Origin of the sequence: Natrialba sp. SSL1 (genome assembly GCF_001861355.1) — an archaeon.
In the GTDB taxonomy this organism is placed as follows: Archaea; Halobacteriota; Halobacteria; order Halobacteriales; family Natrialbaceae; genus Natrialba.
Genome location: NZ_MASN01000060.1, coordinates 304529 through 320858 on the forward strand (window position 1 = coordinate 304529; position 16330 = coordinate 320858).

At 63.7% G+C, this 16330-nt stretch carries 16 protein-coding genes and 1 pseudogene; 8 read left to right on the forward strand and 9 right to left on the reverse strand.

What is annotated here, in order from left to right:
- Nucleotides 1–5: 5 nt before the first annotated feature.
- Complete coding sequence (locus tag BBD46_RS20430) at nucleotides 6–923, reverse strand: site-2 protease family protein (protein ID WP_071403493.1); 918 nt, start codon at nucleotides 921–923, stop codon at nucleotides 6–8.
- Between the two features lie 249 nt (nucleotides 924–1172).
- Between BBD46_RS20430 and BBD46_RS20435 the strand changes: the two genes are divergently transcribed.
- On the forward strand, nucleotides 1173–1400 hold the full coding sequence (locus tag BBD46_RS20435; protein ID WP_071403494.1) for a hypothetical protein: 228 nt from the start codon (nucleotides 1173–1175) through the stop codon (nucleotides 1398–1400).
- Here the strand turns inward: BBD46_RS20435 and BBD46_RS20440 are convergent.
- Nucleotides 1386–2204 (reverse strand): class I SAM-dependent methyltransferase, encoded by an 819-nt coding sequence (locus tag BBD46_RS20440; RefSeq protein ID WP_253184618.1) that lies wholly within the window; start codon nucleotides 2202–2204, stop codon nucleotides 1386–1388. The genes BBD46_RS20435 and BBD46_RS20440 overlap by 15 nt on opposite strands.
- 195 nt (nucleotides 2205–2399) lie before the next feature.
- Here BBD46_RS20440 and BBD46_RS20445 point away from each other — a divergent pair, with 195 nt between their 5' ends.
- Together BBD46_RS20445 and BBD46_RS21950 are read left to right on the forward strand one after the other, a co-directional pair.
- Entirely contained in the window at nucleotides 2400–2645 is a 246-nt protein-coding gene (locus BBD46_RS20445; protein ID WP_071403495.1) for a ferredoxin, read from the forward strand.
- 48 nt (nucleotides 2646–2693) lie between these two features.
- A pseudogene (locus tag BBD46_RS21950) lies at nucleotides 2694–2873 on the forward strand (cytochrome P450); the annotation flags it as partial.
- A gap of 16 nt (nucleotides 2874–2889) precedes the next feature.
- On the opposite strand, the gene BBD46_RS20450 reads toward BBD46_RS21950, so the two are convergent.
- A complete protein-coding gene (locus tag BBD46_RS20450) occupies nucleotides 2890–3564 on the reverse strand; it encodes an HAD family hydrolase (RefSeq protein WP_071403496.1) in 675 nt (224 codons plus the stop codon).
- Nucleotides 3565–3723: 159 nt separating this feature from the next.
- Nucleotides 3724–4638, reverse strand: coding sequence for a malate dehydrogenase (gene mdh / locus BBD46_RS20455; protein ID WP_006653434.1), 915 nt, complete (start codon nucleotides 4636–4638; stop codon nucleotides 3724–3726).
- Nucleotides 4639–4812: 174 nt separating this feature from the next.
- Here mdh and BBD46_RS20460 point away from each other — a divergent pair, with 174 nt between their 5' ends.
- The 3 genes from BBD46_RS20460 (at nucleotide 4813) to BBD46_RS20470 (ending at nucleotide 6619) form a co-directional block, all read left to right on the forward strand.
- A complete protein-coding gene (locus BBD46_RS20460) occupies nucleotides 4813–5262 on the forward strand; it encodes a TIGR00725 family protein (protein ID WP_071403497.1) in 450 nt (149 codons plus the stop codon).
- Between the two features lie 111 nt (nucleotides 5263–5373).
- Nucleotides 5374–5814, forward strand: coding sequence for a GNAT family N-acetyltransferase (locus tag BBD46_RS20465; protein ID WP_071403498.1), 441 nt, complete (start codon nucleotides 5374–5376; stop codon nucleotides 5812–5814).
- A gap of 61 nt (nucleotides 5815–5875) precedes the next feature.
- The gene (locus BBD46_RS20470) at nucleotides 5876–6619 is read left to right on the forward strand and encodes an Sjogren's syndrome/scleroderma autoantigen 1 family protein (protein ID WP_071403499.1); all 744 of its coding nucleotides are present in this window, start codon (nucleotides 5876–5878) and stop codon (nucleotides 6617–6619) included.
- 102 nt (nucleotides 6620–6721) lie between these two features.
- On the opposite strand, the gene BBD46_RS20475 is transcribed toward BBD46_RS20470, so the two are convergent.
- Together BBD46_RS20475 and BBD46_RS20480 are read right to left on the reverse strand one after the other, a co-directional pair.
- A complete protein-coding gene (locus BBD46_RS20475) occupies nucleotides 6722–8851 on the reverse strand; it encodes a cation:proton antiporter (protein ID WP_071403500.1) in 2130 nt (709 codons plus the stop codon).
- A 136-nt stretch (nucleotides 8852–8987) separates the two neighbouring features.
- A complete protein-coding gene (locus BBD46_RS20480) occupies nucleotides 8988–11495 on the reverse strand; it encodes a DEAD/DEAH box helicase (RefSeq protein WP_071403501.1) in 2508 nt (835 codons plus the stop codon).
- A 118-nt stretch (nucleotides 11496–11613) separates the two neighbouring features.
- Between BBD46_RS20480 and BBD46_RS20485 the strand changes: the two genes are divergently transcribed.
- The gene (locus BBD46_RS20485; protein WP_071403502.1) at nucleotides 11614–12207 is read left to right on the forward strand and encodes a flavin reductase family protein; all 594 of its coding nucleotides are present in this window, start codon (nucleotides 11614–11616) and stop codon (nucleotides 12205–12207) included.
- Between the two features lie 27 nt (nucleotides 12208–12234).
- Here the strand turns inward: BBD46_RS20485 and BBD46_RS20490 are convergent, their stop codons facing one another.
- Nucleotides 12235–13446, reverse strand: a complete 1212-nt coding sequence (locus tag BBD46_RS20490; RefSeq protein ID WP_071403503.1) for an MFS transporter — start codon at nucleotides 13444–13446, stop codon at nucleotides 12235–12237.
- 182 nt (nucleotides 13447–13628) lie between these two features.
- Between BBD46_RS20490 and BBD46_RS23410 the strand changes: the two genes are divergently transcribed.
- Nucleotides 13629–13763 carry a hypothetical protein gene (locus tag BBD46_RS23410; protein ID WP_256375006.1) on the forward strand — a complete coding sequence of 45 codons (135 nt, stop codon included), beginning with the start codon at nucleotides 13629–13631 and terminating at the stop codon, nucleotides 13761–13763.
- Between the two features lie 50 nt (nucleotides 13764–13813).
- On the opposite strand, the gene dacB is transcribed toward BBD46_RS23410, so the two are convergent.
- Nucleotides 13814–15340, reverse strand: a complete 1527-nt coding sequence (gene dacB / locus BBD46_RS20495; RefSeq protein WP_071403504.1) for a D-alanyl-D-alanine carboxypeptidase/D-alanyl-D-alanine endopeptidase — start codon at nucleotides 15338–15340, stop codon at nucleotides 13814–13816.
- Nucleotides 15341–15543: 203 nt separating this feature from the next.
- Nucleotides 15544–16134 carry a dolichol kinase gene (locus BBD46_RS20500; RefSeq protein ID WP_071403655.1) on the reverse strand — a complete coding sequence of 197 codons (591 nt, stop codon included), beginning with the start codon at nucleotides 16132–16134 and terminating at the stop codon, nucleotides 15544–15546.
- Between the last annotated feature and the right edge of the window lie 196 nt (nucleotides 16135–16330).

Here is a 16330-nt window from a genome sequence, read left to right on the forward strand (position 1 = left end):
CCGCTTCAGAACCGGAGATACGGCCCCAGAATCGCAATTACGACCGCGAGCACGGCGACCACACCAGTCGTGTGAACGAGTCCTCGTCGTCGCCGCGCCGAAATCGGACGCGCGATCGACTCGCCGATCCACTCGAGTACCAGCGAGAGCACGCGGCCGCCGTCGAGTAGCGTTACCGGTAGCGCATTGAGCAACCCGAAGTTCGCACTCAGGAGGGCCGTCCAGAACGCGAGGTTCGTCACGAGACCCAGCGCGGCGATCGACTCTGCAGTTGGTGGCACACCGCCGGTGACCGCCCAGCCGAAGTACAGCATGTAGGCGTCCATCGCGGTTCCAGTGGCGGGCGCGAGCAACACTGCCAGTGCGACGGCGGCGACGACCAGATTGTTCGCCACGCCCGCGGCGAAGACGCGGAGCCGGCTCCGTCTCGAGGCTGTATCCAGTTTCTCACCGGGGAGGACGTACGCCGCGAGGGGGACGACGCCGAACAGGAGTGCGATGCCGGTCTCCTGCAACGGAATTTCCTCGCGCCGACAGGCGATTGCGTGTCCGAACTCGTGGGCCACCGTCGCGATCACGAGCGCGGCGATTACGGACGGCGCGGCGGCGAGCGGCATGAACGCGTTGGTGCCCGGAATCGCGATCGTGTTCACGGGTGCGTTCAACGCAGTGGGTGCTGACTGCTGGAGCGCCAGCCACGCACCCGTCAGGACGAGTCCGAGTACCGCGACCTGACACGCGAGCAGTAGTCCGATCGAACAGTCGTGCCACCGGTCCCAGCCCGGCCGTTCGGCTAGTGCGTCCAGTCGCTCGCTTCCGCCGCTTCGGTGGAGATACAACACCCCTGCACCGATCTTCACCTGTCGCGGGAGCCGCTCGTTGATCCGCTCCTCGAGACTATCGATCCTGGACCGTACTGACATGTTTTGTGGTCGAACACTACGTTCTGAGCCACTCCATATAACAGTTGACATGATTCATCGCGCTTTTTGGACATGAGTACGTTCGATCACTATAGTAGCCACTGAAAGTCAGTACATACCTGATTGCCGGCCAGGTCGTCGATCGACGTGTAAACAGTTTCAGTTGTTACTATAACCTCTATGGGCGTGCAGCCCTGACTATTCGATACCGACACTGCACCCGCGCTCGAATTTGCCTCTGATGCTGCTATGAAACCGGTCTACTTCTGTGCCCGCTGTAGCGAGGAACTCTCACGCACCGTCGAGGAGTGCCCACACTGTGGTTACTGTCCAAAATCGATCGCCTGGCGGACCGGCGTGGGCGCACTGATCTTCGGCGGTGCGCTGACACTCGTCGCACCACCAGTCGGGCTTTTCGGCGTCTTCGCGGGTATTCTCGCGGTCTGCGGGAGTTATCTGCTCTCACCTGCGGAGTGACCGGCTGTCACTGTTCGCCACTGTCCGACCGTCATTGTTCGCCGGCCGCTTCTTCGTTTCCGCCCCTCTTCTGTTCACGTTCTTCAGAACCGCGCGGTAGTGTGCGCTCTCCGGCGATCTGAGTACGTCTGTCACCACCCACGGCGTCCCACCCGTCGCCTCCCGCAGCCGTTCCGGTGAACACAGCAGAAACTGCAGTGTTCGCCCGATTTCACGGCGTTCGTGGCGTGCCACCGGTTCATCGTCGGATTCACTTTCGCGCTCGAACTCGAGATGAAAGCATCGGTGGGCGATTCCCTCCCGCGGGTCCGATCTGTAGCCGAGGAACGACTCGTCGAGCCGCGTCGGGTCGTAATTGTCGACGACGGCGATCCCTGACTCGTGGCTGACGCGATCGAATTCCTCGAGGATCGCACGAACGCCGGCGAGCGACCGACCGAGGCCGAGCTGGGTCCCCACGGCGTGTACCGCACCCACCGAATCGGTGGCCACCGGCAGGGTGTGCATGTCCCCGACGCATACCCGCTCGCACCCGCGCTCACGGGCTGTGCTGATCGCGTTCGGACTCACGTCGACGCCGATCGCCTCGACGTCGCGGTCGGCCCACCACAGGAGGTGCGTTCCGGCACCGCAGCCCACGTCGAGAATCGGCTCGTGGTCGGTGAGCCGCTCGAGGATCTCGACTGTCTCAGTAGCCCACGAACTCGAGTCGCTGAAGTAGAACGAGGCGACGGATCCGTCTTGCACGTCTCCGCCGTCGCGATAGGTGAGCCGTCCTGGGTCATCGTGCAGGTGTGCGAGCATCGCGCGACCAAGCGGATCGGGTACCCCACGGCCCTGCTCACGTTCGTGAGCTGACCGCGACGATGAGTCGTCCCGTGACATACAACAACTGACGCCACAACCGATACTAAATACACAATGACATATGGTCTCTGGTACCGCTAGTCATACTGGTCGACCGCTAACGATTTATCACGATCCACCCAAGTGCCGTTCATGAAAGTCGAATTCGACGAGGACACTTGTATTGGCATGTACCAGTGTGTCGCCGAGTGGGACGGCTTCACGAAAGACAAGTCGAAAGGAAAGGCGATTCTCGAGGACAGCGAGGAGGTCGAGGACGGTATCTTCGTCCGTGAGGTACCTGAGGACGCCGAACTCGACGCGAAGTTCGCCGCCCGCACGTGTCCCGTCGACGCAATTCGAATCTACGACGACGACGGCGAGCAACTCATTCCCTAACCGGTCGCTTGGGTTCCAACGCTTCTATCATTGTACTGCAGCATCGACCCCTTCGGTGGCGGCCCGCGCCACTGTATCGGGATGCGGTTCGCGATGACCGAACTCCAGCTCTCGCTGGCGACGCTGGTCCAACGCGTCGATTTCGACCGAATCACAGAGTCGATCGACCCATCGTTCAGGGTGTCACTCGATCCCGGACCGCTCGAGATGCGGGTCCGAAAACGGTAGGCCGTTTTCCGCTTCGTTACCCGTGGGCGAGTCGTCTCACTCCGTGCAGGTCTTCGACCTCGTACGTCGGTTCCACTCCCAGTTCGACCTCGCGACAGTGGGGGCGGCGAACGAAGACGGACTCGAGTCCCGCTCGTTCTGCGGCGAGGATATCGCTCTCACTGTCGCCGATGTAAAGTGATGACTCGGCGGAGACGGACAGATCGTCCAGTGCACGCTCGAGGTAGTGCGTGTTCGGCTTCTTCAGGCGAAGGCTCTCGATGGTCATCTCGCGACCGTAGTAGGTATCGAAGAACGGACCGAGTTCGAAGTGTTCCAGGACGAACTCGATGGTGCTGTGGTGGTTGTTGCTCACGACGCCGCAGCTCGCCTCCGTTGGAAGATCGGAAATCGCGGCGACATCGTCGTATCGCGTTCGGGTGCCGTCCCTGAACTCGGCGAACTGAGAATCTTCGTCGTGGCGCTCGCGTGCCGCCCAGAACGCCGCTGGCTCGAGGTCGTACGCCGAGCAAATCTCGTGGAGCGCCTCGGTCGTCACGCCGTTGACGATGGCGTCGACGTGCTGGCGGTCCGGGTCCTCGACGCCGACCGCACGGAAGGCGGCCCGCGTAGCGTTCGTCTGGGTTTCCACCGGCGGCGGCTCGACGAGTACACCGTCGCTGTCGAAGAGCACGGCGTCGTATGCTGTCACGCACTAGTGGTATTCTAAACGGGTAGGTTACCGTTTCGGTCGGGAAGACGAACGCGGTGAGAAAATCGGTCGCGGTTGTCCGTGGTCCGATCCGGCTGATCCGAATCGAGAGCGGTTCGCAATTCTCGCAGCTCTCCAGATCTCGCCGTACTGCGCCGATCAGGCGATCTTGTCGTACTGCTCCGAGAGCTTCTCGGCGGCCTCGCCGAGCTGATTCCGCTCGTACTCCGTGAGATCCCACTCGACGACTTCCTCGACGCCGTTCGAGCCGAGCTTGACGGGAACGCCGAAGGCAGTGTCCTCGTGGCCGAACTCGCCCTCGAGTGTAACGCTCGCCGGCAGCACTTCGCCGGTGTCGCGGAGGATGGCCTCGACCATGTGGCCGACGCCGGTCGCTGGTCCCCACTCCGTCGCGCCCTTCTTCTCGATGACGTTCATCGCGGAGGTCTGGAGTTCCTCGAGAAGTTCGTCCTTCTCGTCGTCGGTGAACTCGAGATCCTGGCCGTTGACGCGGACCTTCGAGAAGACCGGGACCTGCGCGTCGCCGTGTTCGCCGAGAATCGTCGCCTCGACGTTCTGGATCGGGGCGTCGTAGCGCTGGGAGATCACGTAGCGGAAGCGAGCGGAGTCGAGTCGCCCGCCGAAGCCGATCACCTTGTCGCGTGCGCGGTCGCCTGCCTCGTAGAGGTGGCGGTTGAGCAGGTCGACTGGGTTCGACGTCGTGACGGTGATGAAGTCGTCGTTGTACTCCGCGATCGAGGAGCCGATGTCCTCCATGATCGGCGCGTTGTCGCCCGCGAGGTCGATCCGCGTCTGTCCGGGCTGGCGCGGGATGCCGGCCGTGATGACGACGACGTCCGAGCCCTCGGTGGCCTCGTAGCCGCCCTGGCGGATTGTGGTGTTCGAGTCGTAGGCTGCGCCGTGGTTCGCGTCGGCGGCCTGACCGATCGTGTCGTCTTCCTTGTCCGGGATGTCGACGAAGACGAGTTCGTCTGCGATGTCCCGAAGCGCGATGTTGTACCCTGCGGCGGCCCCGACCGTTCCGGCCGCGCCGACCACGCTAACTTTCGTCATACCACGTAACGATCCGCTTGCCCCTGCGTTAAATCCGTCGAATCCCGCTCTTCTCGCACGATATGACGATATTTCTATCGACAAATGTCGAACTCTTGCCGTTGGTGCGTTTCCACGTCACGCAGCACAGCCGCATCCCGAACCGATATGAGCCAGCGCCGCCGTCTCACCCACATGCGAGTGAGCGTCATCGGCGGCGGAACGATCACGAACGACGAAGCCGACCGCGCCGAGGCAGTCGGCCGCGAACTTGGCCGGCGCGGCCACACGGTCGTCTGTGGCGGTCTCGGCGGGACGATGGAAGCCGTCTGCCGCGGTGCGAAAGAGGCTGGCGGGACCACCATCGGCATCCTCCCCGGCGACCGCCGGACCGCCGCAAACGAGCACGTCGACATCCCGATCGCAACCGGTCTCGCCCACGCCCGGAACGCACTCGTCCCGATGAACGGCGATGCAATCATCGCCCTTGCCGGCGGCGTCGGCACCCTCTCCGAAATCGGCTTCGCGGGCATCTACGACCGCCCCATCGTCGGTCTCGAGACCCACGACATCGCCGGCGTCGAGATCGAGACCGTCGAGACACCCACGGCCGCCGTCGATGCCGTGGAGGGGGCACTCGAGTAGCCCTGCCGCGACCCGATTCCCGACTCGTTGTACGACAGCCGCTATCGGTACTTGCCACCGCCGCCACACCGAATCGGTACCGGCTTTGTGCACCCCCGCCTCGGCTCACCTATGACTGATTCGAGCACTGTCGATGCCACTGCTGATTCGTACTCCATTCGTGAGGAACTCCCCGATCCTGAAACGTTCGCCGCACTGCGCGAGGCCGCCGATATGCCGCCGCGCTCTCTCGAGGGCATCGAACAGGGGCTCCCCAACTCCGTCTACGGCGTAATCGTCGTCCACGAACCAACCGGCGAAACGATTGGCATGGGTCGCATCGTCGGCGACGGCGGCACCGTCTACCAGATTTCGGATATGGTTGTCCACCCCGACCATCAGCGCCAGGGACTCGGCACGCAAATTATGACCCAACTCGAGTCCTACCTCGAGACGGAAGCGCCGCCGTCGGCGTACGTCAACCTCATGGCCGACATCGACGGCTTCTACGAGTCGTTCGGGTACGAGGAGACGCGGCCGGCGTCGAAGGGGATGTATCGGCGGACGGAGTGACACCAAATTCGGCGGGTCCGCCTTCGCAGCTTTTTCGACGGATGCCACCGTTCTAGTGGGTATGAGTGACTTCGATAAGGAGGCCGAGCGCGAGAAGCTTCGGGAGAAGTACGAGCGCGACAAGGAAGAGCGACAGGCCACTCAGCGCATGAGCGACCTGCTGCTCAAGGGAGCGACGATGACGAACTCCCACTGTGGCACCTGCGGCGACCCGCTGTTTCAGGAGGGTGGTACGACGTTCTGTCCAAGCTGTCACGGGAATCCGGATGCCGTGCAGGGGACCGGACTCGAGGCAGACGCGGCCGAAGCGGATGCAGCCGATGATGCTGCAACCGAAGAGGGTGCACCCGAGGCCGGGGGCGGGACCGGGGCTGGAACCGAGACGGATGAACGAAACGCCGCCGCGGACTCGTCCGTGACGACTGACCGCGCCAACACTGACGCGACGACCGACCCCAAAACGACCTCTCAGCGATCGAGTGAGACTGGTTCGAACCGCGAGGAGAGTGGCCAGTCACAGCCAGCGCCGCGGTCGCAGCCTCAGCCACAGTCCCAGCCCCAGCCTCGGACCCAGTCCCACCCACAGTCACCACCCCGCCGCGAGGAACAGCCGACACCGTCCGGCAGTGTCGACACGAACGCCACCGACGACAGCGCCGGCGACCTCGCCGCTGCCCGCGACTCGCTGACGCGTGCACTCGAGAAGTTCGCCGCCGAGGCAGCCGCCACTGACGACCCGCGATATGCGAAGGAGTGTCTCGAGGCGGCCCGTGAAGCGAGCGAGGCGCTGGAGTCGCTTCGCTGAGTTCGTCCGTCGTCCCCTCGGTTCGCGGTTCGCGGCTCGTAGCTGTCGCGGCTCTGGCTGCCGCGACTCGTAACTCGCGACACCACCGTCGACAGACCGCGATCAGGAGAACCGGAGGAACTGCCGATCGTCCGTTTGCTCTGTCACCGCCGGATACAGTATCACGAAGTTCCCCTCGGTGAGCTGTGCGATTCGCGCCGGCAGTGTCTGTAGCTCCGGATGCCATCCCGTGTCCGTCCGGCGAGAGCTCAAACAGACGATCAGGTCGCCCGCTTCTCCCGCGCTGCGAAGCGGTTCGGTCAGCTCATCCCAGCCCGCAACCGTGTCGAACTCGACTGGCTGTTCCGGTGCGACGCCGTCCATCACCCGTTCGAACTGCGCCGACTCTTCGCCAACTACAACGCCGTGGATCGGCGCTCCCGTCTGCTCGGCGACGAGCGCCACCGTGTGCAACGCTTCGGCGATGCCGTCGTTGCGAGCCACGTTCGGGGGGAGCACGAGCACGATCCGCTGAGTTGTGGTGAGTCGTTCGCGAATCCGCGCGACGAGCGCGAGCTGCGTCGTTCGCCGGAGCACCTGGTCGATCACGTGGCCGAACACCCGCTGTGTCCGCGCACGAGCGCCGTCCCAGCCGATTACCAGTGTCGTGATGCGATTGTCGACCGCCGAGCCGACGATGCCCGAGGCGATATTGTGGTTTACTCGAGTGTGCGTCTCGAGTGGTACCGCTGCAGCCGTGGTCTCGTCGGCTAGCGTCTCGAGTCGTGTCTCCGCGTCACCGACTGCAGCGGCGGTCTGCGTGACGGTCCCGGGGCGGACGACGGTGACCGCGTGAATCGGCTCGTCGGCTCGCTCGTCGCGGATCGTCATCGCGAGTTCGAGCAGCGAGTGGGGGTCTCTCGAGTCGTGTGCTACTGGGACGAGAATTCGCTGTGGGGCCGTCGCTGGATCGTACGGTTCGCGCTCGCGCGCACGAGCGATTTCTGTGCCGAATCGTTGGACGAGCGCGGGGCTAAACAGGCTGACGACGAGAATCATCACCACGACGCCGTTGATCATGTGCTGGTCGAACCCGCCGACGCCGGCGTCGAATCCGATCTGGACGATCGCGAGCGCAGCTGCGGCCTGGCCGACGGAGAGGCCGAACATGCTGTAGACCTCGTTGCGGTCGTAGTCGTACAGCCGGCCGGTCACCCACGCGGCGAGGTACTTCGTGATGACGACCATGACGAGCAGTGAACCGGCGATGAGGAGTGTTTCAGCTCCGTCGAAGAAGACCCGTGCATCGACGAGCATCCCGACCGATAACAGGAAAAACGGGATGAACAGCGCGTTGCCGACGAACTCGATGCGGTTCATCAGCGGCCCGGTTTCGGGAATCAGGCGATTGAGCGCCAGCCCGGCGAGGAACGCGCCGATGATGTGCTCGACGCCGACGAGTTCGGCGAGGATCGCACAGCCGAAGAGGACGGCGAGGACGAACAGGTACTCGAAGTAGCTCTCCTCGCTGTGAATGCGAAAGAACCAGCGCCCGAGCCGCGGCACGACGAGCCAGACGCCGACGAAGAACACGGCGAGTCCGGCGGTCAACTGCACCCAGAACGCGGCGTCCAGATCACCGCCGACTGCAGCGATCACGACCGCGAGCACGAGCAGCGCCAGCGTATCGGTCAGGATTGTGCCGCCGATCGTCGCGGTAATGGCCTCGTTTTTCGCGATTCCGAGCTCGGTGACCACTGGATATGCGAGCAGCGTATGTGAGGAGAAGATCGCCGCGAACAGCGAGGCCGCAGCAACGGACAGGTCAAGCACTGCGACGCCAACCACGGTACCCACAGCCTGCGGAATTGCAAATGAGAGCAGCCCGAAGACGATGCTTCGATCTCTGTACGCGACGAACTGCGTGAGGTTGATCTCGAGGCCAGCGATGAACAGCAGGTAGATCAGGCCGACCTCACCGAGTACCTGAATCGTCTCGCCGCGCTCGAGGAGGTGCAGTCCGTTCGGGCCGATTACCGCGCCGACGAGGATGATGCCGACGATGCCTGGCAGCCGATACCGTTTGAGGACGAGCGGTGCGATCAGAAAAATCGCCACTGCGAGCCCGAAGATTGCAACGGGGTCGTCGAACGGGAGTGTCAACGCTACGGACCCCTCGAGTAACCTCGTCAGCGGTGACTCCACGACGAGCGGCGACGCTACCGACAAGCTGTCTGATCCGGCGAGTGACACTGGCTGGTGCTATCGTCTACGGCAATGACCGTAACCGGTTCGCGTGTATATGCCCGCCGACCGTTCGGCATGGCCGGTCATCTTCTCGTCCAAATCACTGGCATTCGCCTGAGACAGCCACCGCTTTACACGCTCGCTAGCCAGGTCCAGTATAGTCGCTGCCGATGACCTCTCGCATTCGTTCAGCAGTCACCTGTCCGACGCCGTCGGCCGCCTGCAACTCGTCTTCGGTCGCGATCATCACTGCTTCTACGGTGCCGAACTCCTCGAGTAGCGAGCGCGCCGTCACCGGCCCAATTTCGGCAATCGAGGAGACGACGTACTCCTGTTGCTCGGCCAGCGTCTTCGACTGCTTCTCGCCGTGGACCGAGACCTCACGGTCTGAAAGCTCCTGTTCCCGGCCTGCGATCACCGCGAACAACTCCATCGTCTCCGTTTCCCCTTCGGTTCGGAGCACGCTCGCGCCGAAGTCGACGGCCAGACTCGAGAGCGCCCCGCGAATCGCGTTCGGGTGGATGTCCCGCTGTTCGTACAGGCCGTCACCCTCGACGACGACGATGGGGCGGGCGTAGTGGCGGGCCATCGCGCCGACCTGCTCGAAGACGGAGCGGTCGCCGCCGACCAGCGAGTCGACGAAGTCGGCGACGGACTTGCGCTCGACGACGACGCGATCCGAGAGCACGTAGTCGCCCACGTCGAGCGTCTCGAGTCGGATCTCGATCTCTTCGCGTCGGGAAAGGTCGCGGGCGATATTGGCGTCCATCTCGCGCTGGTCGGCGACGATTTCGATTGCGTCGCCCTCGGCCGACGGTTCGTGCGTTTCCACGTTGTCGGGCTCGCTGTCCGAGTCGCCGTCCGCCGTTTCGTCGTCATCGCTATCCGCATCGAACTCCCGCAGCCCTGGCTGTGGCGAACCCCCTCCGCTTCCACTGGAAGAGTCGGAGACGGCGTCGGGGTTAGTGGTGTTTTCGTCTACTTTCACTTCGCTGTCTTTCTGGCCGCCGGCATCGGTGTCGGTGCTGGCGTTTGCCCCGTCGGTACTCGAGTCCTCGCCGAAATCGGCGAGCGACTGCTGGGACTCGTCGAGTTCCTCGGCGAGGTCGTCGGCCATTCCCTTTAGCTCGCGCAGTTCGGATTCCATCTCCTTCTCGCGGCGGCGGGAGATCCAGAAGTAGGCCTCGTCGCGGGTGTCTTCGGCCATGAGGACGACGACGCGACCCTCGGACTGGCGGCCGGTCCGGCCCTTGCGCTGAATGGACCGAATCGCCGTGGGGACCGGTTCGTAGAAGAGCACGAGGTCGACTTCGGGCACGTCGAGGCCCTCTTCGGCGACCGATGTCGAGACGAGCACCTCGAACTCGGCCGCGCGGAACTCGTCCAGAACCTCCTGTTGTTGCTTCTGGGTCATGCCGTCGGATCCCTCGCGGTCGCCTTGCCCGACGAAGCGCTTCGCGTCGAAGCTATCCGAGAGGAACGCCGTCAGCGCCTCCGCCGTGTCTCGGGACTCGGTGAAGACGATCACGCGCTCGCCGCCCTCGAGTCCGAGCGTCTCCGCGAGGAGCATCCGCGTCTTGCGATACTTGGGGTGTAACTCGTCGAAGCTTTCGGCTTTCCGCATGGCCTCGCGAACGCGCGGGTCCGAAACCATTCGCTGGCTGGCCTTCGACGCTCCAGAGGAGCGGGCCTGGTTGCGCTGGCGGTCGAAGTACCGCCGCAGGGCCTCGACGCTCTGGGTTTCGACGAGCGTGACCGCCTGGCGGAGCTTCATCACCTCCGCGTGGACTGACATTCCCTTGAACCCCTCCGACTGATCGTTGTTGATCAACTGCTGTAACTCGGCGCGCATCCGATTCAGGTCCTTCTGAGACTGGTCGGGCTGACTGGATTTCGCGACGCCCAGCTCTTTGAGTTTCTCGAGTCGGTCCGTGATCACCTCGTTCAGTGCGTCGCGGATCTCGAGGACCTCCTCGGGCAGGTCGATCCGCTCCCACTCGACCTCGGTGTCGTGGGTGAACTCGTCGACATCGGCGTCCTCCTCGGTCATCACCTCGACTTCCTGCAGGCCGAGGTTCTCACAGACCTCGAGGATGGCTTCCTCGTCGCCGCCGGGCGAGGCCGACATTCCCGTCACGAGCGGGTCCGTCGCGTCCGCGTGGTAGCGCTCGGCGATGTAGTTGTACGCGTAGTCGCCGGTCGCGCGGTGACACTCGTCGAACGTCAGGTGAGTCACGTCGGCGAGCGAGATGCGGCTCCCGACGAGGTCGTTTTCGATCACCTGCGGGGTGGCCATCACGATCGTCGCCTCCTCCCACAGTTCGGCGCGGTCGTCCGGGCTCACGTCGCCGGTGAAGACGACGATTTCCTCGTCGGGTATCTGGAGCGCCTCGCGGTAGAAATCGGCGTGTTGCTGGACGAGCGGCTTCGTGGGGGCGAGCATCAGCGACGTGCCGCCCACCTCGTCGAGTCGCCGCGCCGTCACGAGCAGGCTCACGGTCGTCTTGCCGAGGCCCGTCGGGAGACAGACGAGCGTGTGGCCGTTCGCGGCGGTCCCGGCGAGTTTCAGCTGGTAGAGGCGGCGCTCGAGAAAGTCGGACTCGAGTAGCGGGTGATCGATCGAGGGCGGCTCCTCGTCCTGGGCTGCCATTGGCGGCGGCTTCGACGCGGGTCCGGTTAAGGATTGAGAAAGCATGGTGAAAGTGAACTGTGCTGGTCGCGTTGCCCCAGTGCGAACAGCTACCACGACCGGGACGAATGGACCGGACATGCCGGAACACGACATCGAGTCGCTGACGTCCCGCGAGCGCGCCCGAATCATCAAATCTGCCGTCGTACCGCGGCCTATCGCCTGGATCAGCACGACGAGTGTCGATGGCGTCGACAATCTCGCACCGTTCAGCAGCTACAACTACATCTCCTCCGCGGAGCCTGTCGTCCTCTTCAACACGCCCGATGCGGAGGGCGACGACCAGAAGGACACGCCACGAAACGCACTCGAGACGGAGGCGTTCGCGGTCAACGTTGTTCCCGAGGCGCTGGCCGAGCAGATGGACACGACCTCCGCCAACCTCGAGGCCGACGAGAGCGAGTTCGAGTTCGCCGGCGTCGAGCGGGCCGACTGCGAGCGCATCGATGCGCCGCGAGTCGCAGACGCGACGGTCACGATGGAGTGTACGCTGTACGACTCGCTGCGCGTCCGCGACCGACTCGTGATTCTGGGTGACGTGGAGTACGTCCACGTCGACGAGTCGGTGCTGACTGATGGCAAAATCGACGCCGCGAAGATCGATACGGTGGCTCGCCTCGGCGGGCCCTACTACACTGACAGCGAGCCGATCGAACTCGAGCGCCAGTTCTGATTTCACCGCTCCTTTTGATTTGACGCGCTACCCCTCCGGCAACCAGTAGACGAGCACCATCGCACCGACCGCGAGGACGGCCAGCAGGATGTACCCCTCGTTGAAGAAGCCGCGGTCGGCGAGCGCGCCGAACAAAACCGGACTCGCCGCGCCGATGGTCATGTAGAACGTCCGCAGGAAGCCGAGCCCCGTTCCCTTCATATCCGCCGGAAACGCCGCCGTCATGTACGTCAGCGTCATCGTCCCGTAGCCGAGGATACTGCTGAGGAGGATGGTGCCACCCACGATGGGCCAGAATCCCTCCAGAAACGGCAGCGCGGCGAGTGCGAACGCGATGACGCCGAGCACGGCCGGCAGCGAGCGGCGGATGCCAAATCGGTCGTACAGATTCCCCGTCACCGGCTGGACGACGATGCCAAGGGCGAAGAAGGCGCTGAACAGTCCCGTCGCGACCGCCGGCGAGAAATCCTTGATCTCGATCAGATACGTCGGGTAGAAGCCCGTAAACGCCTGCCAGATGCAGTAGGTGAGGATCTGGATCGCCGTGACGACGATAATCGCTCGCCGGCGCAACTGGACGGCGACGTAGCGGGCCGTCTCGAGTGACATGCTGTCGACCGCGCTCGACTCGCCGGAGGTTCGATTCGGGACGACGAGCCAGAGGAACACGGCAGCGAGCCCGAAGACGGGGACGGCGAGGCCGAAGCCGAACTGCCAGGCGACCGTCGCCGCAATCGCGCCGGCAACGAGTGGGAGAACGGCATTGCCGACCTCGCCCGCGGCCATCGTGACGCCGATTGCGGTGCCGTCGTTGTCGGGGAAGACATCGGAGAGGATGGTGAACCGGGCAACGCCGTAGAGCGCCGTTCCGAAGCCGAAACAGGCTGTCGCGACGAAGACGACCGGTGCTGAACTGGCGACGGCCACGAGTCCGAGCGTCGCTGCTGAGATGACCGTACTGGCGACGAGGACGTTCCCCTCGCCAAGCCGATCCGCGAGGATGCCACCCGGAAGCTGTCCGAGCGCGTACGCGAGCCAGAGCACAGTCAGCAGGAAGCCGGCCGTGGTTAGATCGAGGCCGTAGGCGTCCTGGAGGTACGGCAGTAAGACGGGATAGGCGAGGCGAACACCGATCGAGAGGAACCAGCCAGCCGCGACGGCGGCGAGGATTTTGCCACGCCTGCCGGTCAGAAACGTTCTCGCACTCGATAACGATTCGGACCGAAACAGGTGTGCCACAGTCTGGCTCAGCCGTTGGCTTTCGTTGCCTATGATAGCATCTTTCCGGTACGATGTTGCCGATATCGATACTCGAACTCGCTGGAGCTCCACTCGATGCAGTTCTACTACCAGCCCACTTCTTCGGTACTGCACGCCACCGACCAATGCTTTTGTTGCTCCCTCTCGTATGTCGTGATACCATGTGCCACTGCTTCGACGCAGTCGACGACCTGTCCGAGACGGAACGCGAGACAATCCGCGCCGAACATAGTATCGACGAGCTCCGTGCGGAGTACTCCGCCGACGAACTCGAGAAGCTCGGCGTCAGTGCCTGAATCGATTCGCGACTGCACCGGCAATCGCTCGCCACTGATTCTGTCGCGGCTCAGCTATGCTCCTCAGCGATTGCTGTTACGAGTTCGTCAACCCGTGGTGACGCACCGTTGGCCCGCTCGCCCGTTAGATTCGCCGCGAGCACCGCGAAACTCGTCGCCGGTTCGCCGTCGTCCTCGATAACGCCCGCGAGACACGTGACGCCGCGAAGCGAGCCGGTTTTGGCTCGAATCGTCGCGTCGACGTCCCCGAGTCGGTTTCGAAGCGTGCCGTCCTCGCCGGCGACCGCCATCGTCCCGCGGAACTCCTCGCCCCAGTCGGCGTCGAGTCCCCACTCGATCATCGAGACCACGTCGCGCGCCGAGGCCAGGTCGTGTCTGGACAGTCCGGAGCCGTCGCGGATCTGCGGTGTCTCTGCGCCGGCTGCCACGAGTGTCTCGTCGAGATACGCCTCCCAGACAGACCAGGAGCCGTTTCCAGTTCCCTCGCGTTCGTAGGCAACTGTCCTGGCGATGTTCTCCGCAACCATGTTGTACGACCAGTGGTTGAGCCCCTCCGCGATATCTGACAGCGGTGCCGACTCGTGAGTTGCCACCTCCTCCGTGAGTTCGAGTGGCTCGTCGATGATCTCGATTTCGGGCTCCGGACCGCCGCCACCCGGCGTGATCTCGACACCCTCGTCCGCAAGCGCCCGCGCGAAGACGCTCGCAGCGTGCTCGTTCGGCGTGGCAACCGGAACCGACGCCGTCGCCTCGTCGTCCGGCACCATCCGCCCGTTCACCTCGGCGGTATTCGTCCAGTGGTTAGGCGTCGTTATCGTCACGAACCGGTCGCTGTCGACGCACTCGAGTTCGATCTCGACATCAACGAGCCCCGAATCGGGTTCGACCGTGTGCTCGAACTCGCAGTCGTCGCCCTGTCGAGAGACCGTTACCTCGGCCTCGTTGTGGTTGACGACGAACGCCGAACTCTTCGAGCCGTACGTGTTTACCGCGTCGCCGAGCGTCCACCCCGGCGGATACTCGCCGTCGTCGAACGCGGAGACGTCGACGATAAGCCGATCAGTGACGCGCTCGATGCCGGCGTCGGCGACGGCCGCCGCGAGTTCTTCGAGATCCGACGCCGTGAGATCCGGATCGCCGCTGGCGACGACGCCGAGCGATTCGACGACGCGCTGATTTCGGCGGTCGCCAACGACGCCGACGGTCGTCTCGTACCGATAGTCGGGGCCGAGTTCGTCGAACGCGGCCGCAGTGGTCAACAGCTTCGTCGTCGATGCTGGCTGGACGGGCCGTTCTGATCCGCTGTCGACGATTACGTCGCCAGTCTCGAGATCACGCGCGAAGGCGCTAATTGCTGCTTGGTCGAGGTGGTCGAACACGTCGCCGGCGTCGACCGGTGGCCCCTGGTGGGCTTGCTGGTCCTGCTCGTCTTGCTGTTCTTGCTCACTCTCCTGTGTCTGTTCTTCCTCCGTCTCATCCGCGGCGCTGGCCTGACTCCCCGCCACCAGCCCCGTAACCGCTGTGAGTCCCGTTGCCTGTACGAATCGCCGTCTATCGAGCGTGAACGCGCTGAACATAGCCCGGCCTCGAATGGGCGATGCTAATTACTAACCACCATCCCTAGCATGCTAGTTGGTAACGAATACAGTCACGAAACGTAACTGCTCGTCCTCGAAACACGCGTAGAGCAGAACAACGAAACACCAACTAGCTCAGACCGAATCAACCCGCTTCAAATCGGAACGGCCCCAATTCAGACCGAGCTGAATCCGAACCCGATTCAGACCGGGACGAACTCGAGTACCACCCACGCGAGCACGCCGGCGTAGATCGGAATCGTCAGGTTGTCGTCGACGATGAAATCGCCGATCTGGACCTTCACGCCGTCGGCGATGGTCGCGCCGAGGGCGGCCGCGAGGACGGCAAGCGGCGTCTCGTAGAGGAACGGTGCGGCGATAATCCCGCTGACGACGAACATCGTGACGAGTACCTTCGTGCTCTTGACCCGTCGCAGCGTGTTATCCGACACGGCACCACTGATCGGATCGCCGATCGCGAGCATCAACATCGCCGGCAGCGCGATTTCGGGCTGGAAGAGCAAGACCACGATGGTCATACTCACCATGTAGTAGCCGTAGCCCGCGAACTGGTCCTGTTCGTAGTCGCGGGTCAACTTCTCGTAAATCCAGAGGTCGAGTCCGACGTTCAGTCGGACGAACTCGAGTGCAATCGTGCCGACGGCGAGGACCGTCATCAGGACGCCAAAGCGTTCCCAGGTGAGGCCGAGGTCGAGGTAGGCTGCGAGCAGGTAGAGGGCGACCAGGCCGGCCCCACTCGAGTGGACGAGCCGTCGTTTGAGTTCGTCGGCCATCGTTTCGTCTCTGTTTCTCCCGTCGGAGGTGGTGACCTTCAGTGCGTCGGTTACGTCCAACCGTTTGCGCTGCGTTCGGTCGCGAAGCGACCGCGCTCGGCAAACTGGTGATGAAAAGCACTCTTGCTCTTCCCTCCGTTTCGGCTCGTATGGGACTCCACATCGGTCGTCGGTCCGCTCGCTTGGCCTCCGGCCT